The following is a 21,490-nucleotide window of genomic DNA, read 5'->3' on the forward strand; positions in this document are numbered from 1 at the left end:
CGGACCGCCTCGGCCTCGGCTCAGGACGTCGGCAGCACGCACGCCGCGTCGAGTCCGAGGACCCGGTTGAGGCGTCCGAACGACAACCAGGAACCGATGCTCATCGTCAGCTCCACGATCTCGGGCTGGCTGTAGTGCGCGGTCATACGAGTCCAGAAGTCCTCGTCCTCGTCGAGACCGTGGTGATCCAGGGCGTACCGCTCGGCGTACTCCGCGGCCAGCCGCGTCCGGTCGTCGAAGGCATCGGTGGTACGCCACTGGGTGACGGCGTCCGCGAACGACTCCTCGACCTTCTCGCCGTCGCGGTCGGTCCGCCAGTCGAGGCAGAACAGACAGCCGTTGATCTGCGCGACGCGCAGCCGGGCGGCCTCGAACTCGCGCAGGCCCAGGGTCGTATGGGCGTAGACGGAGAGGGAGAAGTTCGCGGCGGCCGTCCCGATCTCGGGGACGATCTCACCCCACACGTACTCGATCGGGTGCTTGCCCTCGGGGACGTCGATCCTCATGGTCGCTTCCTTCCCAGTCTGCCCACTGCGGGGCGCAGCGGGACGTCGAGCGCGTCGTAGAGGCCGGGCTTCGCGTCCACGAGCCAGTCGACGGCGTTGACGAGCCGGCCGACGGCCGTGGCGTTCCCGCCTGCGGAGCGGTTCGCGTCCTCGTCGGTGGCCTCGACCGTGACCTCGATGCGCGGGCGGCCCTCGATGACCACCCGGTGGGCGCCGACCCCGTCGGGCGGGGTGGGCCAGTCGGGGGCGCAGGAGGGGTGGATCCGGGTGACGTGCTCGATGACGATCCGGGGTTCGCCGGCGACGATGCCCTGGACCTCGAACCGTACGGCGCCCTGGGTGCCGGCCTCGAAGACGCCCATGGTGCGGGTGGTCACGGTGGTGTCGAGCGCGCGCCGCGCCATGGTCTCGCGGATCTCGTCGAGTTCGACGCCGAGGGCCCGGGCCATCAGCCGGATCTGGCCGCCCCACACCATGGTCGGTATGGACTCGGCGAGCATCAGCGGCTCGTACTCCATGGGGTGCCCCATGCCGATGAGATGGCGGACCGAGTCCTCCTGCTCGTACGTCGAGTAGTCGAAGATCTCCTGGCAGCGGACGACGTCGACGGTGGAGCCGAGGCCGCTGATCAGCAGGGGCAGCACGTCGTTGCCCCAGCCCGGGTCGACGCCCGAGACGAAGAGCGAGCCGCCGCCCTCGGCGACGGCGGCGAGGACCGGGTCGCGGAACTCGGGCGGGGCGCCGCGCTGGTCGTAGAGCGGGTAGAGCGCGGGCGTGACGACGACGGCGCCGCCCCGGACGGCCCGGACCACGTCGGCGAGGGCCTCGTCGGGGCGGATGTCCCCGGAGGCGGCGTACACCACCGCGCGGGGGCGGGCGGCGAGCACGGCGTCGATGTCGTCGGTCGCCGCGACCCCGAGGGGGCGGTCGAGTCCGGCGAGGGAGCCCGCGTCACGGCCGACCTTGGCGGGGTCGTGGACGAGGACGGCGGCGAGGGCGAGCCCCGGGTGGGCGTCGACGGCCCTGATGGCCGCGCGGCCGACATTTCCGGTACCCCAGACAACGGTCGGAATCATGCGGGGAAGAGTAACCTGACGGACCGTCAGTTCCTAGAGTCGGGAACGAGTTCGGTCCGTTTCCCCATCCGTTCCCCGACACTCGACTCCTGACCCCCTCGCTGTCATCTACGCCTGGTCAACTCCCTTGTGATTCCGACACAGTGACGGTACGTCAGGGGCAGACTGTGCGAGTTCCGGTTTCACGCGACCGAGCGCTGGCCACCGTCCTGCTGGCCTGGTGCGCGCTGCTCGCGGCCGCCACGCCCGGTACGGCCGACGCCGTCTGGACGGAGGTCGCCCGGGGCGTCGCGTACCGCACCTTCGACGTGACCGGTGTCGGCGGTCCGGCCCGGGTCCATCTGGTCTCGGTGGATCTGCGCGCGCCCGGGGTCGGCGTCGATCTCCTCACGCCCGGCGCGGTCGCGGCCCGCGCCCCGCTGTCGGAGCTCGCCGACGCGCGCGGGGCGGTCGCCGGGGTCAACGGGGACTTCTTCAACATCACCGAGACCCAGCACCCGGGTGTCGAGGCGACCGGCGCCCCCGTCGGCCCCGCGATCGCCGCCCGGCGGGGGCTGAAGTCGGCGGTGCCCACCGGCCAGCGGTTCGGGCCCGCGCTGCCGCCGGGCACCGACACCCGCGAGGTCCTGGGCGTGGGCGTGGACGGCCGGGCCCGGCTCGGCCGGCTCACCCTGGACGGCACGGTGTCGACGCCCGACGTCCTGTTCCCGCTCGGCGGGCTCAACGCGTACGCGCTGCCGGTCGGGACCGTCGGGGCGTTCACCGCCGACTGGGGCGCCGTCTCGCGCGTCCGCGCCACCTGCGGCACGGACACCGACCGGGCCGCCCCCTGCTCCACGGAGACGTACGAGGTGACGGTGCGCGACGGACGGGTCGTCGCGGTGGCCGACACGCCCGGGCGGGGACCGATCGCGGAGGGCTCCGAGGTCCTCGTGGGCCGCGAGGCGGGCGCCCGCAGCCTGCGGACACTGGAGGTGGGCGACCGGGTCGGCATCCGCCACCGTCTTGTCGCGGAGGGTTCCCGCGTCCCGTACGTCTTCGCGGTGGGCGGCTATCCGGTGCTGCGGGCGGGCGAGCCGCTGCCGGGCCTCGACGGCAGGACGTCCGCCGTCCGCACGGCGGCCGGCCTCGCGGACGGTGGACGGCGTCTGCTGCTGATGGCGCTGGACGGCGGCCCCGAGTTCCGGACCGGCCTGACGATCGCCGAAGTGGCGACGGTACTGGACCAGGTGGGTGCGGTCGACGGCTTCAGCCTCGACGGCGGAGGCTCCTCGACGCTCGTCACCCGGGATCGGGACGCCCCGTCGGTCACCGTGCGCAACCACCCCGCCGGAGGCGCCGAACGCCCGGTGCCGAACGGCGTCGGGATCTTCGCCCGCCGCTGACCCGCCGCCGCCTCTTCGCCGACCCCGCCCGGACACGCTCCGTCACCGAGCGGGGTGCGCGAGCCGTCGATAGCGTGGGACTCACCACCCCATCGAAACGTCTTCGAACCACCATCGATCGGAAGAGAGAGTCCCGTCATGGCCGCACGACCTGAAGGCACACCGGTCTGGACCGACGCGGCGTTCACCGACGTCGAAGGAGCCAAGACCTTCTACGGCGAGGTGCTGGGCTGGACCTTCGGTGAAGCCTCCTCGGAATTCGGCAACTACACCCAGGCGTACCGCGACGGCAAAGCGGTCGCGGCCGTCGTCCCGCCCATGCCGGGCCAGGACGGCGAGCCGCAGTCGGCCTGGTGTCTGTACTTCTCCTCGCCCGACGCCGCCGCCACGGCCGAGAAGATCAGGAGCAGCGGCGGCACCATCCTGATGGAGCCGATGGCCGTCGGCGACTTCGGCTCCATGTGCCTGGCCCAGGACCCGGCCGGGGTCGTGTTCGGCGTCTGGCAGCCCGGCACGCACGAGGGGTTCGAGCTCGAGGGCGAGACCGGCTCCTACGTGTGGGCGGAGGTCTTCACCCGGGAACCCGCGAAGTCCGACGACTTCCTCACCTCCGTCTTCGGCTACAACGCGCAGAAGATGGCCGACGACACCATGGACTACAAGGTCTTCGACCTGGGTTCCGAGATGCCGGTCCTGGGGCGGATGAAGATGACGGAGGAGGACTTCCCGGCCGAGGTCCCGTCGTACATCCAGGTCTACTTCGTCGTCGACAACTGCGACCAGGCGGCCGACCGGGCCGTGAAGCTCGGCGGACAGAAGGTCTTCGGGCCGATGGACAGCCCCTTCGGGCGGTACGCGGCGATCCTGGACCCGCAGGGCGCGGCGTTCGCGGTGATCGACACGAAGACCACCGTGGGTGACATGCCCGACATGGTCTGAGCGGTACGCGCGACGGTGCCCGGGGCCGTGGAGACCCCGGGCACCTTCATGCCGTGGCGCCGTCAGTCGCCGTCAGCCGTGGTCGTCGTCAGCCGCCGTCGCGGACGGCGACGATCCCGTTGAAGACGCCGACGTACGCCGTGCCGTCGGGCCCGATGGTGATCGGGGCCCAGTTGTTGTCGTAGGCCGGACCGGTGCCGGTGAGCCGGCTCCAGGCGCGCTTGCCGGTGCGGAAGTCGACGGCCGTCAGGTACCAGGCGTCCACGCCGAGGGGGTTCGGCTGCTTCTCGTAGAAGTACAGCAGTCCGTTGGCGGTGGAGAGCTTGGGGACGGTGGAGGGCGAGCGGACGTCGCTCTCCCACACTGTGTCGCAGCCGCTGCCGTCGGCCCGGACGTCGATCCGGGTGGCGCCGCCGACCACGCTGCGGCCGAAGGTGAGCGTGGTGGGGTTCTCGTAGCCGTAGTTGTTCTCGACGACGAGGCTGTTCCCCCAGCTGATCAGGGAGTTGTCGGTGGTGGAGGCGCCGGAACGGAAGACCGGCACCTTGCAGACCAGCCGTTCGGCGTCGGGGACGTCGGCGCCGCGCCGGTAGACGAGGACGTTCATCCGGTCGTCGGCGTTGTCGGTGATCGCGACGTACTGGTCACCGGTGCCGAAGAGGTCGGGCGTGGTGCCCGAACCCTGGTTCACCGAACCGGGTTTGGTGCCGGTCCCCCGGTCGTAGGTCTGCCGCCACTGGACGCGCGGGGTGCCGTCGGGGTCGGCGCGGAAGCTGTAGAGCGCGTGGTCGGAGACGATGGAGACGCCGTCCCTGGCGACCGAGAAGGAGTTCTGGATCTCCTCGCCGTCCAGACGGATCGAGCGGAGCGTGCCCGTGGCGGGGTCGACGGTGCCGACCCGTCCGAGCCGGGTGACCCACCAGACGCGGCCGTCGTAGTCCGGCATGACGGAGGTGATGGGGTCGCAGACGCCGCTCGGGAAGAGGTTGGTCCAGGTGACGCAGTCGTGCGGGACGAGCGGGGTGAGGTCCCAGTCGTTCTCGACGACGAACTCCCAAGCCCCGTCGGTCTTCTGACGGTGTGCGATCCGCAGCACGTGCTGCCGGGAGTCGGCGAGGACGACCCGGTCCTGGTTGTCGAGGTAGAAGTAGGCGCCGCCCGAGGTGTCCTTGAAGATCTTCTCGAAGTCGAGCCGGGTGATCGCCTCGACGGTCGAGGAGCGCTGCGGCAGCTTGTACTCGGCGAGGGTGTCCAGGGTGCGCGGGTCGAGCAGCTTGAGCAGGAAGCCGGAGAACGTACCGCAGACGGTGACGAGACGGCCGCCCGCGTCGAAGGTGGCCGTGGCGCACTCTCCGCCGACGGCGGCGATCTTCTCGCTGGAGACCCGCGGGTCACGCCCGAGCGGGCCGGAGAACGGGTGCGTACCGCTGCCGGCGCCGTCGGCGTGCATACCGCTGCGCCCGTTCGGCGCGAGGTACGGATGCTGGTCGGGCGCGTCGCCCGGCACGGGCCGGGCGGGCGCGGGGGCGCCCTGGTACTGGTCGACGAGCCGGTGGCCGGGGGCCTTCGGTATGTCGTCGGCGAGGGCGGCGGGCGTGGCGAACGCGAGGGCGATGGCGCTCGCCACGGCGATCAGGGCGAGCGCGCGGGCTCGTCCGGTGGGGGTGGTCAATGCGGCTCCTCGGATGCGTACGTCGGTCGCGCCGGCGGCCGACGTTAGGCCCGAGTGCGTGAGATGTACATGGAACTGCCGCTGGTTTCATACCCACTTCATGATCGCGCAACGAACCGACCGAGGAGTCGCGAAACGTTACGGCTTGAGGCTGCTGACGACGTTGGCGGTGGCGGCGACCCCGTTCTGGATGGTCGGCGCCATGCTCGTGCCGGCGAGGAAGAAGCCGAGCAGGGCGCAGACCAGCGCGTGGGAGAACTTGAGGCCACCGTTGCGGAGGAAGATCACCGCCAGGACGAGCAGCAGAAGTACGACAGAAACGGACACGGCCATCGCCCACACCCTCCTTGCGCCGCGCCGGAATCGCGGCGTTCGGCGGCCAGTGTGGCGCAGCGGGAGCGCCGTCCGGCCGTACGGCATGTCCGCCGAACGGGTGGGATTCCGTGTCAGCGGTTCAGGAAGGCGCGGAGCCCGGCGAGGTCGTCGGTGTTGATGTGGTCCACCCGGGCGGCCCGCAGTTCGCCCCAGAGGGCGTCGCGCGCGGGTCCGGGGGCGTCGGGAGTGGCCCAGAAGCGGACCCGCTGTCCGCGCGCGTGGGCGGTGCGGACGATCGAGCGGAGCCGGGCGCGCTCCTCGGCGGGGAAGGGGCCGACGCCGGTCCAGCCGAAGGACTGGGTCCAGTTGGAGCTGATGAGCGGGATGAAGGAGGCGGGCGCGGGGGCCGGGGCGGCGAGGTCGTCGAGCCGGCCGTCGTAGAAGGCGTGGCGGAAGTCCTGCGCCTCCATCGGGGCACGGGCGGCGCGGTCGCCCGAGATGACGGGGGTCACGGCGCCGAGCCGGACGTGACCGGCGGCGTAGGTGGACAGCATCCGCCGGTACGAGCGGAGTTGGCGGTGGAGTTCCTGGTACGCGGCGACGCCGTCGGCCTTGATGTCGATGAGGAGCTGCACGGGGTGGCGGTAACCCGGGTACACGGCCCCGTGGTTGGCGCGCACGCGGGCGAACAGCGGGTCGAGGTAGAGCGAACGGAGCGTACGGCTCGGGTCGAGCTCGGCGGGCTCGTGCGCGACGAGCAACTCCCCGTCGACCAGGAAGACATCGGCCTCGACGCTGGTGAACCCATGGGCGAGGGCGTCGTGCAGGGGCCGCGCGTGCAGATAGTCGTTGTGCGCGTGCGCCTGCGGCAGGGGCCTGACGCGATGGGCGGCGACGGCGGTGCCGGGCAGCACGAGGCCGGCGACTCCGGCGGCTCCGGCTGCGAGGGCGGCGACGGTGGAACGCCGGGACAGGGGCGCCATGGGGAGACTCCTGGGGGTACGGGTCGACGCGGACCCGACCGAGTATGACCGGAGTCAGACACCAACTTGCCCGCCCTCCAGAGGAGTTGGCCGACCGGACGCCGGCCGTCCGCCGATGGTTCGCATCCCCCTGAACGGGCGGCTTCCTACGACGCGTTGCGCTGTCAGGACTTGTCGGCGGCCACGCAGTCCGCCCACTCGACCGTGCGGTCGCACCAGCGGGTCAGCAGGACGCGGTCGTGGGCGACGGCGAGAAGGCCCGCGCCGGACTCCGTACGGTAGGCCTCCACCGCCGCGACCAGCGCCGCCGTCGTGGACGCGTCGAGCATCGCCGTCATCTCGTCGCAGATGAGCCAGCGCGGGCGCAGCACCAACGCCCGGGCCAGGCAGGCGCGTTGGAGCTGGCCGTCGCTGACCTCGTGGGGGCGGCGGGCCAGCAGGTCGGCCGTGAGGCCCACCGTCGGGGCGAGTTCGGCGAGGCGCGGCTCGACCTCCGCGCGGCGGCCGGTGGCGCGCAGCGGTTCGGCGATGAGGTCGTACAGCGGCAGCCGCGGGTCGGCGGACATCCGGGGCTGCTGGAACACCACGCCGACGGCCGTCCGCAGCGGCCGGGGTGCCCGGTGGCGCCAGCCCCGTACGGACTCCCCGTCGATCGTGACGCGCCCCGCCTCCGGGCGGTGCAGCAGCGCGGCGACCCGGGCGAGTGTGGACTTGCCGCAGCCGCTGGGGCCGAGGAGGCCGACGGACTCGCCGGGCGCGACCGTGAGCGAGGCGCCCCTGACGACCGGGTTGCGGCGTTCGTATCCGGCGGTGATGGAGTCGAGTTCAAGCACGGGGCGCTCCGGGTGCGTCGGTCGGCCGTGCCTCCGGGTGGTGGCAGGCGACGCCCGCCAGGAGGGCCGGTGGCGTGTCGCACGCCTCCGTCGCTCGGGGGCAGCGCGGGGCGAACGCGCAGCCGGGCGGGAGGGCGGTCAGCTCGGGCGGCATGCCGGGGATGGGGGTGAACGCGCGGTCGGGCAGGGCGTTCAGGAGGCCACGGGCGTACGGGTGGCTCGGGCCCGGCTCGCCGAAGAAGCGGTGCGCGGGGGTCGACTCGACGATCCGGCCCGCGTACATCACCGCGACCCGGTCGGCGATCCGCTCCGCGGCCGCCAGGTCGTGGGTGATGAGCAGCAGCGCCCGGCCCTCGTCGGCGTGGCGGCGCAGTTCGTCGACGGTCCGGTCGACCAGGTCGCGGTCGAGCCCGGTGGTCGGCTCGTCGGCGAGGAGGAGCGGGGCGTCGCCGATCAGGGCGAGCGCGGTGGCGGCGCGCTGGGCGAGGCCGCCGGAGAGTTCGTGCGGGTACCGGTCGAGGTGCCCGGCCGGGAACGCGGCCCGTTCCGCCGCCTTCTCGGCCGCCGCGCGGCGCTCCCGCCATGCGGTGCCCGTCAGCTCGCGGACGGTCTCCTCCAGCTGGGCGCGCACGGTCCGTACGGGCGTGAGGTGGGCGGCCGGGCTCTGCGGCACGAGACCGACGCGCCGTCCTCGTACCGTACGGGCCAGGGTCTTCTCGTCGGCGGCGAGCAGGTCGACGCCGTCGAGCAGGGCCGTTCCGGAGGTCTCGGCGTTGCCCGGCAGGAGGCCGAGGAGCGCGGAGGCGAGAACGGACTTGCCGCAGCCGCTCTCGCCGACGAGGGCGAGGCACTCCCCCGCCGCGAGGTCGAAGTCGGCGTCGCTGACGGCGGCGACGTGGCGGCCGCCGCGCATCCGGAAGCGGACGGAGAGGCCGCGCACGCTGAGCACGGCGCCGTCGGCGCGCTCGGCGGTGACCGCCTCCAGGGCACGTACGACACGCGAGTCCGGGGCGGTCACAGCATCAGCTCCGATCGGCGGCGCGGGTTGAGCCGGTCCCGCCACGCGCCGGCGAGCCCGGCGATGGCCAGGGTCGGCACGATGAGGAGCAGTCCGGGAAAGAGCGTCGGCCACCAGTCGCCGGCGAGCAGCGAGGAGCGCGCGGACTGGACCAGGTTGCCGAGGCTGGCCTGGTGGCTGGGCAGGCCCAGGCCGAGGAAGGAGAGCGCGGACTCGTGCCACATGGCGTGCGGCACCATCAGGACGGCGGCGAGTCCGGCCTGCGGCAGGACGGCGGGCAGCAGATGGCGCACGGTCACCCGCCACCGCGAGGCGCCGCCGGAGATCGCCGCGTCCACGAACGGACGGGAGCGCAGCGAGAGGACCTCGGAGCGGACGATCCGGGCGGTCGACAGCCAGTGGGTCAGGGCGACGGAGACGATGACCGGCCAGACGCCCGGCCGGAACATGGCGACGATGAAGATGCCGAGCAGCAGGTGCGGTACGGAGGAGAAGGCGTCGACGATCCGCATCACGACCCGGTCGGTCCAGCCGCCCAGGGAGGCGGCGGCCGCGCCGACGGCGGTGCCGATGACGGTCGCGACGAGGGCGGCGACCACGCCGACGAGGAGCGAGATCCGCAGCCCGTAGACGCAGCGCAGGAGCAGGTCGCGGCCTACGTCGTCGGTGCCGAAGGGGTGTTCCCAGGACGGCGGCAGCAGCTTCAGGGAGAGGTCGACGGCCTGCTCGTCGAGCTGGACGATCGGCGGCACGAGGAGGACGGCGAGAAGGACGGTGCCGGTGATCCCGGCGGAGGACCACAGGCGCAGGCGCCGGGTGCGCTGTTCAGCCATCGAATCCCACCCTCGGGTCGGCGAGCCCGTACAGCAGGTCGGAGAGAAGGTTGCCGAGGAGGACGGCGGCCGTCGCGAGCACGGTGAGCGCGGCGAGCAGCGGGAAGTCCACGGAGGTGGCGGCCTGGACGGTGGCGGCGGCGATGCCGGGCCAGCTGAAGACGGTCTCCACGAGCAGCGCCCCGGTGATGAGTTCGGGGACGCGGGAGCCGACGAGGGTGAGCATCGGGAGCATTCCGGAGCGCAGGGCGTGGCCGAGGAGGACGGTCCGGTCGCGCAGGCCACGCGCGCGTGCCCCGCGCACGGGGTCCTCTTCGAGGGCGTCGCCGACGCCCTGGCGGACGTACAGGAAGAACCAGGGCAGCTGGGAGACGCCGAGGACGAGGGCGGGCAGCACGAGGTGGGTGGCGACCTGGTCGAAGGTGACGGTGTCGCTGGCGGTGTCGGTGAGTCCGCCGGCAGGCAGGGCGCCGAGCTTGAGCGCGAAGAACCAGATGGCGAGCAGCCCGAGCCAGAAGGCGGGGGCGGCTTCCAGGGTGTACGCGGCGGAGCTGACGGCCCGGTCGAGCAGTCCGCCCCTGCGGCGCCCGGCGAGGACACCGAGGCCGGTGCCGAGCGCGATGGCGACGAGGAAGGCGGTGGTGGCGAGCAGCGCCGACCAGCCGATCCGCTCGGCGATGACGTCGGCGACGGGCTGGCGCATGACGCTGGAGTCGCCGAGGTCGCCCTGGAGCGCGGAGGTCAGCCACTCCCACCAGCGGGTGGTGAGGGGCTGGTCGACGCCGAGGTTGGCGCGGAGCTGGTCCAGGTTCTCCTGCGAGGAGGTGAGCCCGGCGGTGCCCGCGTAGGCCTTGACGGGGTCGAAGGGGGAGGCTTCGGCGACGGCGAAGACCGCGAAGGTGACGCCGAGGAGGACGGGGACGGCGAACAGGGCCCGCCGTCCCGTCATCCTCGCCATGGCCCCCCAGGGGAGGCGCCGGCTCACTTCTGGGCGTCCTTGGGCTTCCAGCTCTCGACGTTCCACCAGGGGCCGGACGCGAGGCCGTGGTCGTGCGGCTCGGTCTGGGTGGACAGGCCGTCCCAGTTGTCGTTCACCACGTAGAGGTGGTCGATGTGGGTGAGGAAGGTGTAGCCGGGGTGCTTCACCAGTTCGCGCTGCACGGTGTCGTAGGCGGCGTGCCGCTTGACCGGGTCGTTGGTCCGGCGGCCGTCGACGAGGGCCTTGTCGACGGTCTTGTTGTCGTACCAGGCCATGTTGTTGAAGCCGTCGCCGCCGAGGCTGGACGTCAGCAGCAGGTACTGGTCGAAGTCGGGGTCGCCGGGCGAACCGCCGCCGGCGAGGACCGCGTCGGTCTTCATCCGGGGCTCGATGACCTCCCAGGTGCCGCCCTGGGTCTTGATGTCGATGCCGGCCTTCTTGGCGTCGGAGGCGTAGGCGAGGGCGTGGTCCTGGCGGAGCTTGTCGCCGGAGAGGTACCAGAGCGGGAACTCGGCCCGTACGCCGTCCTTCACCCGGACCCCGTCGGCGCCGGGCTTCCAGCCGGCCTCGTCGAGGATCTCCTTGGCGGCGTCGAGGTCGTGGCGGCGCTCGGTGCCCTTGGCGAACCACTCGCTGCCGGTGGGGACGGGCCCGTAGGCGGGCTTGCCCGCGCCTTCGAGGATCTTGTCGACCATGGCCTGCCGGTCGACGGCGACGTCGAGCGCGCGGCGGACGGCGACGTCGCCGCTGACCTTGTTGTGCGTGGGGAGCGTGACGGTCCGGTAGTCGTACGTCTTCGCGGCGTACGTCTTCTTCGCCTTGTCGCCCTTGAACCCGGCGGCCAGGTTCGGCGGCAGGATGGCGCCGTCGAGGTCACCGGAGCGAAGTCGGGTGGCGCGGACGTCGTCGTCCTTGATGATGGCCATGGTGAACTTCTTCACCTTCGGCGAGCCGTCCCAGTAGGTGGGGTTGGCCTTGAAGCTGAGCTTCTCGCCCTTGGACCAGTCGCTGAGGACGTACGGCCCGGTGCCGATCGGCTTCGTGGTGAAGGCCCCGGTGTTGACGTCCTGCTTGCCCGCGACGTGCTCGGGCGCGATGCCGAGGACGGTGCGCTCGGCGAAGGGGGCGTAGGGGTACTTGAGCCGGAAGACGACGGTGTCGTCACCGACCGCCTCGACGCTCTTGAGGGCGTCGAGCTCGGTCTTGGACGGGTTGTTGGTCTTCGGGTCGAGAATCGTCCTGTACGTGAAGACGACGTCCTTCGCGGTGAACCGGGCGCCGTCGCTGAAGGCGACCTCCTCGCGGAGGGTGTACGTGTAGGTGAGGCCGCCGTCGCTGATGTGGGGCAGCTTGACGGCGAGGGCCGGCTTCAGCTTCATGTCCGCGTCGAAGGCGAGGAGCCCGTCGAAGATCTTGGAGTTGCCGTCCTTGCCGTAGCCGAGGAGCGGGCTCAGCGTCTCGGGCTCGTAGGCGATGCCGACGACCGCGGAGTCCTTCGCCCCGCCGGAGCCCGCGGCGCCGCCGCCCGGGTTCGAACAGGCGGCCGCGGTGAGGGCCAGTGCCCCGGCCAGCGCGACGGCGGCGGTGCCGCGTATGGATCGGGCGGTCATCGTGCCCACACCCCTCTTGAAGATCAACTGTTGTTGCGAACAACATGCAATTAAACAGTATGTAAAGGGGTGCGGGCACAGCGGGACCCTTACTTCGGCCTCCCGGGCCCCTGTCCTGCGGTCAGGCGGGGGCCGGAAGGTCGACCAGGGTGGCGATCGTGTTCTGGTGGTGTCCTGTCGAACCCAGGGCGATCTGGTCGGACTTGGCCCGCTTCAGGGCGAGGTGGGCGGGGTGTTCCCAGGTCATGCCGATGCCGCCGTGGAGTTGGACACACTCCTCGGCCGCGTGGACGGCGACCTTCGCGCAGTACGCCTGGGCGACGGCGACGGTCAGGGGGGCCTCCGGGCTGTTGGTCGCGAGGGCGTCGGCGGCGGCGCGGGCCGCAGCGCGGGCGTTCACGATCTCCAGCCAGAGCTGGGCCATGCGGTGCTTGAGCGCCTGGAAGGAGCCGACCGGCCGGTTGAACTGGTAGCGGGTGCGGGTGTGTCGGACGGTCTCCTCCAGGCACCACTCGGCGAGCCCGAGCTGCTCGGAGGCGAGGAGTCCGGCTCCGGCGAGGAGACCGCGTTCGACCGCCGCCTGCGATGTCGCCGCGTCGGCGAGGCGGGTGCCCGTGCCGACGGCCGTGGTCACCGTCGCCAGGGGGCGGGTCAGGTCGAGCGGGGTCTGCGGTACGAGCGTGGCCTCGTCGGCCGGGACCGCGTACAGGCCGTCCTCCCGCCGGACGAGGAGGACGTCGGCGGCGGACGCGTCGGCGACGCCGGTCGCGGTGTCCGCCGGGGAGGGCCGGGCGCCCGGGGCCGTGGACAGCGGCAGCGCGAGCACCGCGACCGTGCGGCCCGCGGCGAGACCGGCGAGCAGCTCGGCGACCGGGGCGCTCCCGGTGTCCAGGGCGAGCAGGGTCTCGGTCGCGACGACCGCGCTCGTCAGGTACGGAGCCGGGGTCACCGCGCGCCCGAGCTCCTCCAGGACCACGGCCGCCTCGCGGTGGCTCGCGCCCTGGCCGCCCAGTTCCTCGGGGACGAGGAGCCCGGCCGCGCCGATCTCGCCCGCGAGGGACTTCCAGAGCCCGGGGACGTACGGGTCGCCGGTCTCGATCCGGCCCAGGAGCACGCTCGGGTCGGCCCGGTCGGTGAGCAGGGAGCGGACCGCGGACCGCAGGTCGTCCTCGGTGTCGGAGTAGAGGAGGTCAGTCATCGCGCGAGGTCCTTCCAGGCGACGTCCTTGTCGTTGCGGGGCTCGGAGGGCAGGCCGAGGACGCGTTCGGCGACGATGTTGAGCAGGACCTCGGTCGTGCCGCCCTCGATCGAGTTGCCCTTGGAGCGCAGATAGCGGTACCCGGCGTCGCGGCCGGTGAAGTCGACGAGCTCGGGGCGGCGCATGGTCCAGTCCCCGTACAACAGCCCTTCTTCTCCGAGGAGTTCGACCTCCAGTCCGCTGATGGCCTGGTTGAGGCGGGCGAAGCCCAGCTTCATGGCGCTGCCCTCGGGGCCCGGCTGCCCGGCGACGAGCTGCTGGCGCAGCCGCTCGCCGGTGAGGCGGGCGACCTCGGAGTCCACCCAGAGGTCGAGGAGCCGCCGGTGGAGGTCGTGGGTGCGCAGCTCGGGACGCTCGCGCCAGGTCGTGGAGACCGGCCCGATCATGCCGCCCTCGCGCGGGATGCGGGCGCCGCCGATCGAGACCCGCTCGTTCATGAGCGTGGTCTGGGCGACCCGCCAGCCGTCGCCGATCTCACCGAGCCGGTGGGCGTCGGGGATGCGGACGTCGGTGAGGAACACCTCGTTGAACTCGGCCTCGCCGGTGATCTGGCGCAGCGGCCGCACCTCGACACCGGGGTCGGACATGTCGCAGATGAAGTACGTGATGCCCTTGTGCTTCGGCAGATCGGGGTCGGTGCGGGCGATGAGGATGGCCCACCGGGCGACGTGGGCGCTTGACGTCCACACCTTCTGGCCGTTGACGACCCACTCGCCGGTCGCCTCGTCGCGAACGGCGCGGGTGCCGAGCGCGGCGAGGTCGGAGCCGGCCCCGGGCTCGCTGAAGAGCTGGCACCACACCTCCTCGCCGACCCAGAGCGGCCTGAGGAAGCGCTCCTTGACCTCGTCGGAGCCGTACGCGAGGAGGGTCGGCGCGGCCATGCCGAGACCGATACCGATCCGGCGCGGGTCGTTGTCGGGGGCGTCGGCGGATGCGAGTTCGGCGTCCACGACGGCCTGCAGGGAGCGCGGGGCGTCGAGTCCGCCGAGGCCCTCGGGGTAGTGGACCCAGGCGAGCCCGGCGTCGAAGCGGGCGCGGAGGAAGTCGGTACGGTCCGTGGTGGCGGGCGGGTGCTCGGCGAGCAACCGGCGGGTACGGGAGCGCAGTTCGTCGGCGTCGATCGCGGCGGCCATCACGCGGCCCCTTCCGGGAGGACGACGAGCCTGCCGGTGGTGACGCCCTCGCTGACGCGCTGCACGGCGTCGGCGGCAGCCTCGAACGGGACGCGCTCGCTGACCAGGGGCTTGATCAGGCCCTTGGCGGCGTACTCGGTGAGCGTCTCGTGGCACCGCAGGATCGCCGCCGGGTCCTTGAGGTTGTACAGACCCCAATGAAGGCCGACGATCGAGTAGTTCTTGACGAGGGCGTGGTTGAGGGCGGGCGAGGGGATCGCCCCGCTCGCGAAGCCGACCACGACGATCCGGCCCTCGAAGGCGACGACCTTCGCCGACTGGGCGTACGCCTCGCCGCCGACGGGGTCGTAGATCACGTCGGCGCCCCGGCCGCCGGTGGCCTCCTTGACGGCGGCGATGACGTCCTCCGAGCGCCGGTCTACGACGACGTCGCAGCCGAGCGCCCGGGCGACCTCGGCCTTGTCCGACCCGCCGACGACGCCGATGACGGTGGCGCCGGCCGCCTTGCCGAGCTGGACGGCGGCGCTGCCGACGCCACCCGCGGCGGCGTGGACGAGCAGCGTCTCGCCCTCCTTCAGCGCGGCACGGCGGTGCAGCCCGAACCAGCCGGTCTGGTAGCCGATGTGGAGCGCGGCCGCCTCCGCGTCGTCAAGGGCTTCGGGGGCGGGCAGCACGGCCGCCGCGTCGGCCACCGCGTAGTCGGCGAAGCCGCCGTACGGGAGGGCGGGGGTGGCGATGACCCGCCGCCCGTCCTCGGTCTCGCCGCAGATCTCCACCCCCGGGGTGAACGGCAGCGGGGGCCGCACCTGGTACTGGCCCCGGCAGAGCAGCGCGTCGGGGAAGTTGACGTTGGCCGCGCGCACCTTGAGGAGGAGCTGCCCGGCGCCCGGTGTGGGCGTCTCCACCTCGTCGCGCTGCATCACCTCGCCCGGCTCGCCGTTCTCGTGCACTCGCCATGCCTGCATCGCGGTCCTCCACCAGCCGTCGTCCGTACTGCGCGGTCGGTCGCATACTAAGCGGTCGCTTGTGCCTGGTGGAACCATACGCGGCGGACTTCTTGGCCGCGGCTCCCGGCAGCGGGCCGGGGCGGCCCGGCCGGCCCTCAGGACTGCTTCGGCCGAGCCCTTACGTGCATCCGCTCGCCCTGCGGCCCGAAGAGGCTCAGGAACTCCACGGGACCGTCCGGCGTGGGCCCGAACCAGTGCGGCACGCGCGTGTCGAACTCGGCCGCCTCCCCCGCCCCCAGGACCACGTCGTGCTCACCGAGCACGAGCCGGAGCTTCCCGGAGAGCACGTAGAGCCATTCGTACCCCTCATGCACCCGCGGGTCCGGGTTCTCGTACGGCTTCTCCTGGAGCACCTTGTACGCCTGGAGGCCGCCCGGCTGGCGGGTGAGCGGATACATCGTGCGGCCGTGGCGCACGATCGGCTTGGCCCGGACCCGCGGGTCGCCCACCGGCGGCGCGCCGACGAGCTCGTCCAGCGGCACCTGGTGGGCGCGGGCGATGGGGAGCAGCAGCTCCAGGCTGGGCCTGCGCCGACCGGACTCGAGCCGGGAGAGCGTGCTCACGGAGATGCCCGTGGAGGCGGAGAGGTCCCCCAGGGTCGCGCCGCGCTCGCGCCGGATCCGGCGCAGCCGCGGGCCGACCTCGTTGAGCACGGCGTCGATGCGGTCGTCTCCGGTGTCGGCCGCCGCTTCGGTCCCTGGTTCGGTCGCTTGTTCCGTCATGCCTCCATCATGCCTCGGGTTGCCGAAACGGCAAGAATGTTTGTCGAGACCACCGCCCGGGGGCACGCTTCCCGTATGAGCGAATCCAGCGAGCACACGGACACACACGCACCCGAGCGGTACGACGTCGTGGTGGTCGGCGGCGGCGCGGCGGGCCTGAGCGCGGCCCTGATCCTCGGCCGGTCGCGGCGCCGGACCCTGGTCGTCGACGCGGGCGAGCCGCGCAACGCCCCGGCCGCCCACATGCAGGGCTACCTCTCCCGGGACGGCATGAGCCCGGCGGAGTTCCTGGAGAAGGGGCGGCACGAGATCGCCGCGTACGGCGTGGAGTGGACGGCCGGCCGGGTGACGGAGGCGGTACGGGACGGGGGGACCGAGGGCTTCACGGTGACCGTGGACGACGGCCGCCGGGTCCGGGCGCGCCGGCTCGTCGTCACGACCGGGCTCGTCGACGAGCTCCCCGCGATCGACGGGGTGGCCGAGCGGTGGGGGCGGGAGGTGCTGCACTGCCCGTACTGCCACGGCTGGGAGGTCCGCGACCGGGCCTTCGGCGTGCTCGCGCACCCCGTCGTCGGCGCCCACCAGGCGCTGATCGTCTCCCACTGGTCCCCCGACGTGACCCTCTTCCTCCACACGGCGGGCCCGCTCTCCGACGAGCAGAGCGCCCAGGTCGCGGCGGCGGGCATCCAGGTGGTGGAGGGTGAGGTGGCCGGTCTCGCCGTCGAGGACGACCGGTTCGTCGGCGTACGAATGGCCGACGGCCGGGTCGTGGAGCGTGACGTGCTCTTCGTCGGTACGCGCATGACGCCCCGGGACGGTCTGCTGACGGCCCTCGGCGCCGAGACCCGCGAGACGCCGCTCGGCGCGTTCGTGGCCGTGGACGAGACGGGCCGGACGAGCGTGCCGGGTGTGTGGGCGGCGGGCAACGCGATCGGCGCGCAGGAGCAGGTGATCAACGCGGCGAGCGGCGGCTACCGCGCGGGCGTGGCGATCAACATGGAGCTGATCATGGAGGACCTGGACCGCAAGGTCGGGGCCGCCGGACGTCCGGGATGAACTGACGGGTCTTCAGTTCTTGCCCCCGCCACGCTATCGATGCGGCATGGCGAACGAAACGACGAACGAAGCGACGGACGCACCCGGACTGCCCGCCCCTCCCCCGCTCGGCGCGAGCGCGCTGCCGCCGGGGACGTACGAGGGGCGGGTGGTCCTGGTGACGGGTGGCGGTACGGGGCTCGGGAAGGCGATCGGGGCCGAGTTCGCGCGGCTCGGGGCGGAGCTGATGATCGTGGGCCGGACGGCCGCCCGCCTGGAGGCCGCGCGGCGGGAGCTGACGGAGATCGCCGGGACGCGGGTGGCGGCGGCGGTCTGCGACATCCGCGAACCCGGTTCGGTCGCCGGCGCCTTCGACGCCTGCGAGAGCGCCCTCGGGGCCCGGCCGGACGTCCTGATCAACAACGCGGCGGCCAACTTCCCCGTACCGGCGGAGGAGTTGTCGCCGAACGGCTGGCGGGCGGTCGTCGACATCACGCTGACCGGGACCTGGTTCATGACCCGGGAGTTCGCCCGCCGCCATCTCGCCGCGCGGACGCCCGCCTCCGTCGTCAACGTGGGCGCCTCCTACGCCTGGACCGGCGGCCCCGGTTTCGCCCACTCGGCGGCCGCGAAGGCCGGGGTGAAGAACCTGGTGGAGACGCTGGCGGTGGAGTGGGGACCGTACGGGATCCAGGTGAACGGTCTTGTTCCGGGGCTGATGCCGCACGAGGACATGACGGCCGACATCCGGGGCGCGCTGGCGCGGGCGCCGCTCCAGGACGCCCGGCAGCCGGCGCTCCGCGTCGGGTACCCGCGCGAGCTGGGCTGGGCGGCGACGTTCCTGGCGTCTCCGTACGCCCGGTTCGTCTCCGGGCACACGCTGGTGGTGGACGGCGCGAACTGGCAGCGGCGGGTCCTGGTCAACGATCCCGTGGTGCCGGTCCGCGAGCAGCTGGGGCGGGGGCCGTTCGGGGAGTGACGCGGGTGGGTTGGTCCACGCGGATGAACCCGCGCGACTGCGGCTGCGAGGGCGGTGGAACGGGGCGAGGATCGGCGAGGGTGGCCGGACGGACCTCCTGAGACACCGAAAGGCAGGCACACCACATGCTCGGTACGGACTTCACGAAGGGTTCGCCCAACTGGGTCGACCTCGGCAGCCCCGACACGGTGGGCGCGGCCGCGTTCTACACCGCCGTCTTCGGCTGGGAGTTCGCCTCGGCCGGTCCGGACGCGGGCGGCTACGGGTTCTTCCAGCAGGACGGGCAGACGGTCGCCGCTCTCGGTCCGCTGACCGAGGAGGGGGCGAGCAGCGCGTGGACGCTGTACTTCCAGACGCCCGACGCCGACGCCACGGCGAAGGCCGCGGAGAGCGCGGGCGGGACGGTGCGCGCCGAACCCATGGACGTCATGGACGCCGGGCGGATGGCGCAGCTGTCGGACCCGGCGGGCGCGGACTTCGCGCTGTGGCAGCCGGGGACGACGAAGGGGCTGCAGCGGACCTCCGAGAACAACACGCTGTGCTGGGCGGAGCTGCACGTGCCCGAGCCACTGGCCGCGATCGACTTCTACGGGAAGCTGTTCGGCTGGCGCTCGCAGGAGATGGACGCGCCGGGCATGACGTACCGGGTGCTCTCCACGGCCGAGGGGGATCTGCAGGACACCTCCTTCGGCGGTGTCGCCGAGCTCCAGCAGGGCGGGGACCACGCCCGCTGGATCCCGTACTTCGCGGTCGCCGACGCGGACGACATCGTGGCCCGGGCGCAGGGGAACGGCGGCTCGGTCCTCATGCCGGCGGCGGACATCCCCGACGTGGGGCGCATCGCCTGGCTGGCCGACCCGTTCGGCGCCCCGTTCGCGGTCCTGAAGCCCGCCCCGCAGCAGTAGGTCAGCCGCCTTCGAAGCGCGGGGTCCGGCGTGCCGCCTTCGCCGCGTAGCCCTCGCGGGCGTCGGCGGAGGAGAGGGTCAGGGCGGCGGCGGAGGCCGTGCGGTCGAGGGCGGCGGCCAGGCCCTGGTCGGCGTAGGCGTCGATGTTCCGCTTGATCGCCCGGACCGCGAGCGGCGCGGCGGCCGCGATGGCGGCCGCCGTCGCGCGGGCGGTGGAGTCCAGCTCGTCGCGTTCGGTGACGAGCTGGACGAGGCCGAGCCGTTCGGCGGTGGCGGCGTCGATCCGGCGGCTGGTGAGGGCCAGGTACTTGGCCCAGCCCGCGCCGGCGTCGCGGGCGATCCGCAGATCGCCGCCCGCGTCGACGGCGACGCCCAGGCCGGCCTCGGGGAGGGCGAAGACGGCGTCGGCGGAGGCGATCCGGATGTCGGCCATGAGGGCCAGCTCGAAGCCGAAGCCCAGGCAGTAGCCCTGGACGGCGGCCACGACCGGCTGCGGCAGCCGGGCGAGGACGGCGAAGCGCTCGTGGACCCAGCGGATGCCCTCGTCGTACCGCTGGATCTTCTCGGGCGTCGTCCGGCCGGTGATCCCGCCGCCGGGCGCGCTGACGTCGATGCCGGCGCAGAACGCGCGCCCCTCGGCCCGCAGCAGCACGACGCGTACGCTCTCGTCGAACCGGATGCGGTCGGCCATGATCCCGAGCTGCCGACTGGCCTCCCAGCTCCACCCGTTGAGCTTCTCGGGCCGACAGAGCGTGAGCACACCGACGCCGTCCTCGACGACGAACGTGAACCGCTCCTCGCCCTCCGGGATCTCCCTGTCGAGCGTGTCGATCACCGCGCACCCCCTGACCGCTGACGATCCGTCAGACAGGGGTCAGGCTAGGGGCTCAGCACTGCCAGAGGAAGGCCGCTTCCGCGCACGCGTCGCAGGCGAAGGCATAGGCGTATCCCCCGCCGAAGTTGGCGACCTGGTCCAGCTGGGCGACGAACCCCATCTCCTTGCCGCAGCCGCCGCAGTCCGGGGTCTCGTCCCACTGGAGCCAGTACGGCTCCCCGCCCAGCTGCCCGAGGACGGCCATGCCGTCCACGGGTCCGAAGGTGTCCTCCTTGCCGTACGTCTCGGCCTCGACGGGCCGGGCCGTCAGCACGGAGACCTTGTCGAGCAGCGTCTCGCCCTCGGCCGGGGCGGCGAGCGGCGTGAGCCCCTCCGCCGGGAATATGTACGCCCGGTTGCCGCCGGCGGCCGCGTCCCACTCCTCGCAGAGGCCCGGTTCGTTCTGGCACATGAAGACGGCGACGACGTCCGTGCCGCGGTCCAGGTGGGCGATGAACTGCATCGCCCCCGCGCACTCGGCGCAGCGCGGCCAGCCGAAGCCCTCGGGGGCGAGGGGCAGGCCGCCGGCGCGGGAGACGGGTGCGGTGGGGTCGGTCGCGCCGCCGTGGAGGAGCAGTGTGGTCATGACGGCGAGATTAGGCCACGCCACTGACACCGCCCTTGGCCACGGACATCACCCACCCGGTGGACCGTCTCTCAGCGGGAGAACAGCTCGAAGGCGACCGTCGGGCGGTTGCCGTAGCGGGACGCGTAGCGCTGGTCGTTGGAGGCCTGGAACGTGCGGACGTACTCCTCCGGGGCCTGGTCCGTGAGGGCCTCGATGTAGGCGCGGTGGGCGAGCAGGGAGTGGACGGCGCGTTCGGCGCCCGGGGTGGCGTCGACGGCGTGGGTGGGGGTGCTGGAGCCGGCGACGGCCACCCAGCGGACGCCGTTCCAGGGCTCCAGGCCGCGCTCGGTCAGTTCGGGGAAGATCCAGCGGTTGCCCGCGTCGCCCGCCGCGTCGAGCGTGGCGCGGCCGACGGCCACGTGGTCGGGGGTGTTCCAGAACCCTCCGGCGCCCGGGCCCCAGGTGTCGCGGTGGTTGAGGGTGAGGACGAGTTCGGGGCGGTGGCGCCGGATCGCGCCCGCGATGTCGCGGCGCAGGCCGAGCCCGTACTCGATCACGCCGTCCCGGTGGTCGAGGAACTCCACCGTCGACACCCCGACCACCTCCGCGCTCGCCCGCTGCTCCTGCTCGCGCAGCGGGCCGCAGGTGGCGGGGTCGAGGGTGTCGATGCCGGCCTCGCCCCGGGTGGCGAGGACGTAGACGACCTCCTTGCCGCCGTCGGTCCAGCCCGCGATGGCGGCCGCGCAGCCGTACTCCAGGTCGTCCGGGTGGGCGACGACGGCGAGCGCACGCTGCCAGTCATCGGGCATGTCGGCCAGGTCCGTGGCGTTCGTGTCCTCGATCATGGGCGCAGGATACGA

General features: G+C 72.8%; 22 protein-coding genes. 5 read left to right on the top strand and 17 right to left on the bottom strand.

The window, feature by feature from the left end; all coding sequences use genetic code 11:
- Positions 1-20 precede the first annotated feature (20 nt).
- On the bottom strand, positions 21-506 hold the full coding sequence (locus tag ACWCO8_RS05265) for a carboxymuconolactone decarboxylase family protein (RefSeq protein ID WP_451031007.1): 486 nt from the start codon (positions 504-506) through the stop codon (positions 21-23).
- The gene (locus ACWCO8_RS05270) at positions 503-1,582 is read right to left on the bottom strand and encodes an NAD(P)H-dependent amine dehydrogenase family protein (protein ID WP_451031008.1); all 1,080 of its coding nucleotides are present in this window, start codon (positions 1,580-1,582) and stop codon (positions 503-505) included. Before ACWCO8_RS05270 ends, ACWCO8_RS05265 begins: the two co-directional genes overlap by 4 nt.
- A gap of 167 nt (positions 1,583-1,749) precedes the next feature.
- On the opposite strand from ACWCO8_RS05270, the gene ACWCO8_RS05275 reads away from it, so the two are divergent.
- Both ACWCO8_RS05275 and ACWCO8_RS05280 read left to right on the top strand, forming a co-directional pair.
- Positions 1,750-2,967, top strand: a complete 1,218-nt coding sequence (locus ACWCO8_RS05275) for a phosphodiester glycosidase family protein (RefSeq protein WP_451031009.1) — start codon at positions 1,750-1,752, stop codon at positions 2,965-2,967.
- Positions 2,968-3,105: 138 nt separating this feature from the next.
- Positions 3,106-3,906 carry a VOC family protein gene (locus tag ACWCO8_RS05280; protein WP_451031010.1) on the top strand — a complete coding sequence of 267 codons (801 nt, stop codon included), beginning with the start codon at positions 3,106-3,108 and terminating at the stop codon, positions 3,904-3,906.
- 88 nt (positions 3,907-3,994) lie between these two features.
- Here ACWCO8_RS05280 and ACWCO8_RS05285 read toward each other — a convergent pair whose 3' ends face one another.
- From ACWCO8_RS05285 to ACWCO8_RS05340, 12 genes are all read right to left on the bottom strand, one after another.
- Positions 3,995-5,578, bottom strand: a complete 1,584-nt coding sequence (locus ACWCO8_RS05285; RefSeq protein ID WP_451031011.1) for a hypothetical protein — start codon at positions 5,576-5,578, stop codon at positions 3,995-3,997.
- 138 nt (positions 5,579-5,716) lie between these two features.
- Positions 5,717-5,911, bottom strand: a complete 195-nt coding sequence (locus tag ACWCO8_RS05290; RefSeq protein WP_352190023.1) for a hypothetical protein — start codon at positions 5,909-5,911, stop codon at positions 5,717-5,719.
- Positions 5,912-6,024: 113 nt separating this feature from the next.
- Positions 6,025-6,876 carry a phosphatidylinositol-specific phospholipase C/glycerophosphodiester phosphodiesterase family protein gene (locus ACWCO8_RS05295; RefSeq protein WP_451031012.1) on the bottom strand — a complete coding sequence of 284 codons (852 nt, stop codon included), beginning with the start codon at positions 6,874-6,876 and terminating at the stop codon, positions 6,025-6,027.
- A 164-nt stretch (positions 6,877-7,040) separates the two neighbouring features.
- Positions 7,041-7,709 carry an ABC transporter ATP-binding protein gene (locus ACWCO8_RS05300; protein ID WP_451031013.1) on the bottom strand — a complete coding sequence of 223 codons (669 nt, stop codon included), beginning with the start codon at positions 7,707-7,709 and terminating at the stop codon, positions 7,041-7,043.
- Positions 7,702-8,727, bottom strand: coding sequence for an ABC transporter ATP-binding protein (locus ACWCO8_RS05305; RefSeq protein WP_451031014.1), 1,026 nt, complete (start codon positions 8,725-8,727; stop codon positions 7,702-7,704). Before ACWCO8_RS05305 ends, ACWCO8_RS05300 begins: the two co-directional genes overlap by 8 nt.
- Entirely contained in the window at positions 8,724-9,560 is an 837-nt protein-coding gene (locus ACWCO8_RS05310) for an ABC transporter permease (RefSeq protein WP_451031015.1), read from the bottom strand. The genes ACWCO8_RS05305 and ACWCO8_RS05310 overlap by 4 nt, the downstream gene beginning before the upstream one ends.
- On the bottom strand, positions 9,553-10,518 hold the full coding sequence (locus ACWCO8_RS05315) for an ABC transporter permease (protein ID WP_362010576.1): 966 nt from the start codon (positions 10,516-10,518) through the stop codon (positions 9,553-9,555). Before ACWCO8_RS05315 ends, ACWCO8_RS05310 begins: the two co-directional genes overlap by 8 nt.
- Before the next feature lie 23 nt (positions 10,519-10,541).
- A complete protein-coding gene (locus ACWCO8_RS05320; protein ID WP_451031016.1) occupies positions 10,542-12,149 on the bottom strand; it encodes an ABC transporter substrate-binding protein in 1,608 nt (535 codons plus the stop codon).
- Between the two features lie 121 nt (positions 12,150-12,270).
- On the bottom strand, positions 12,271-13,347 hold the full coding sequence (locus ACWCO8_RS05325) for an acyl-CoA dehydrogenase family protein (protein ID WP_451031017.1): 1,077 nt from the start codon (positions 13,345-13,347) through the stop codon (positions 12,271-12,273).
- Positions 13,344-14,540 (bottom strand): acyl-CoA dehydrogenase family protein, encoded by a 1,197-nt coding sequence (locus ACWCO8_RS05330; protein ID WP_451031018.1) that lies wholly within the window; start codon positions 14,538-14,540, stop codon positions 13,344-13,346. The genes ACWCO8_RS05325 and ACWCO8_RS05330 overlap by 4 nt, the downstream gene beginning before the upstream one ends.
- Positions 14,540-15,505, bottom strand: a complete 966-nt coding sequence (locus ACWCO8_RS05335) for an NADPH:quinone oxidoreductase family protein (protein WP_451031019.1) — start codon at positions 15,503-15,505, stop codon at positions 14,540-14,542. The genes ACWCO8_RS05330 and ACWCO8_RS05335 overlap by 1 nt, the downstream gene beginning before the upstream one ends.
- Before the next feature lie 137 nt (positions 15,506-15,642).
- Positions 15,643-16,269, bottom strand: coding sequence for a helix-turn-helix domain-containing protein (locus ACWCO8_RS05340; RefSeq protein ID WP_451031020.1), 627 nt, complete (start codon positions 16,267-16,269; stop codon positions 15,643-15,645).
- A 75-nt stretch (positions 16,270-16,344) separates the two neighbouring features.
- Here ACWCO8_RS05340 and ACWCO8_RS05345 point away from each other — a divergent pair, with 75 nt between their 5' ends.
- The 3 genes from ACWCO8_RS05345 (at position 16,345) to ACWCO8_RS05355 (ending at position 19,188) form a co-directional block, all read left to right on the top strand.
- Complete coding sequence (locus ACWCO8_RS05345; protein ID WP_451031021.1) at positions 16,345-17,325, top strand: NAD(P)/FAD-dependent oxidoreductase; 981 nt, start codon at positions 16,345-16,347, stop codon at positions 17,323-17,325.
- Between the two features lie 46 nt (positions 17,326-17,371).
- A complete protein-coding gene (locus ACWCO8_RS05350; protein ID WP_451031022.1) occupies positions 17,372-18,283 on the top strand; it encodes an SDR family oxidoreductase in 912 nt (303 codons plus the stop codon).
- A 125-nt stretch (positions 18,284-18,408) separates the two neighbouring features.
- Positions 18,409-19,188: a VOC family protein gene (locus ACWCO8_RS05355; RefSeq protein ID WP_451031023.1), complete on the top strand. Its 780-nt coding sequence runs from the start codon at positions 18,409-18,411 to the stop codon at positions 19,186-19,188.
- Between the two features lies 1 nt (position 19,189).
- Here the strand turns inward: ACWCO8_RS05355 and ACWCO8_RS05360 are convergent, their stop codons facing one another.
- The 3 genes from ACWCO8_RS05360 to ACWCO8_RS05370 form a co-directional block, all read right to left on the bottom strand.
- On the bottom strand, positions 19,190-20,023 hold the full coding sequence (locus ACWCO8_RS05360) for an enoyl-CoA hydratase/isomerase family protein (protein ID WP_451031024.1): 834 nt from the start codon (positions 20,021-20,023) through the stop codon (positions 19,190-19,192).
- A 52-nt stretch (positions 20,024-20,075) separates the two neighbouring features.
- Positions 20,076-20,648, bottom strand: a complete 573-nt coding sequence (locus ACWCO8_RS05365) for a hypothetical protein (protein WP_451031025.1) — start codon at positions 20,646-20,648, stop codon at positions 20,076-20,078.
- 71 nt (positions 20,649-20,719) lie between these two features.
- Complete coding sequence (locus tag ACWCO8_RS05370; protein WP_451031026.1) at positions 20,720-21,475, bottom strand: PIG-L deacetylase family protein; 756 nt, start codon at positions 21,473-21,475, stop codon at positions 20,720-20,722.
- Positions 21,476-21,490: the final 15 nt, after the last annotated feature.

The organism is Streptomyces sp. NPDC001927 (assembly GCF_053594455.1).

Excerpts from the sequence above, each read along its gene's own strand:
- ACWCO8_RS05265 (WP_451031007.1), bottom strand. The coding sequence starts at position 506 with ATGAGGATCGACGTCCCCGAGGGCAAGCACCCGATCGAGTACGTGTGG.
- ACWCO8_RS05270 (WP_451031008.1), bottom strand. The coding sequence starts at position 1,582 with ATGATTCCGACCGTTGTCTGGGGTACCGGAAATGTCGGCCGCGCGGCC.
- ACWCO8_RS05280 (WP_451031010.1), top strand. The coding sequence starts at position 3,106 with ATGGCCGCACGACCTGAAGGCACACCGGTCTGGACCGACGCGGCGTTC.
- ACWCO8_RS05290 (WP_352190023.1), bottom strand. The coding sequence starts at position 5,911 with ATGGCCGTGTCCGTTTCTGTCGTACTTCTGCTGCTCGTCCTGGCGGTG.
- ACWCO8_RS05295 (WP_451031012.1), bottom strand. The coding sequence starts at position 6,876 with ATGGCGCCCCTGTCCCGGCGTTCCACCGTCGCCGCCCTCGCAGCCGGA.
- ACWCO8_RS05310 (WP_451031015.1), bottom strand. The coding sequence starts at position 9,560 with ATGGCTGAACAGCGCACCCGGCGCCTGCGCCTGTGGTCCTCCGCCGGG.
- ACWCO8_RS05315 (WP_362010576.1), bottom strand. The coding sequence starts at position 10,518 with ATGGCGAGGATGACGGGACGGCGGGCCCTGTTCGCCGTCCCCGTCCTC.
- ACWCO8_RS05320 (WP_451031016.1), bottom strand. The coding sequence starts at position 12,149 with ATGACCGCCCGATCCATACGCGGCACCGCCGCCGTCGCGCTGGCCGGG.
- ACWCO8_RS05325 (WP_451031017.1), bottom strand. The coding sequence starts at position 13,347 with ATGACTGACCTCCTCTACTCCGACACCGAGGACGACCTGCGGTCCGCG.
- ACWCO8_RS05330 (WP_451031018.1), bottom strand. The coding sequence starts at position 14,540 with ATGGCCGCCGCGATCGACGCCGACGAACTGCGCTCCCGTACCCGCCGG.
- ACWCO8_RS05335 (WP_451031019.1), bottom strand. The coding sequence starts at position 15,505 with ATGCAGGCATGGCGAGTGCACGAGAACGGCGAGCCGGGCGAGGTGATG.
- ACWCO8_RS05340 (WP_451031020.1), bottom strand. The coding sequence starts at position 16,269 with ATGACGGAACAAGCGACCGAACCAGGGACCGAAGCGGCGGCCGACACC.
- ACWCO8_RS05345 (WP_451031021.1), top strand. The coding sequence starts at position 16,345 with ATGAGCGAATCCAGCGAGCACACGGACACACACGCACCCGAGCGGTAC.
- ACWCO8_RS05350 (WP_451031022.1), top strand. The coding sequence starts at position 17,372 with ATGGCGAACGAAACGACGAACGAAGCGACGGACGCACCCGGACTGCCC.
- ACWCO8_RS05355 (WP_451031023.1), top strand. The coding sequence starts at position 18,409 with ATGCTCGGTACGGACTTCACGAAGGGTTCGCCCAACTGGGTCGACCTC.
- ACWCO8_RS05365 (WP_451031025.1), bottom strand. The coding sequence starts at position 20,648 with ATGACCACACTGCTCCTCCACGGCGGCGCGACCGACCCCACCGCACCC.
- ACWCO8_RS05370 (WP_451031026.1), bottom strand. The coding sequence starts at position 21,475 with ATGATCGAGGACACGAACGCCACGGACCTGGCCGACATGCCCGATGAC.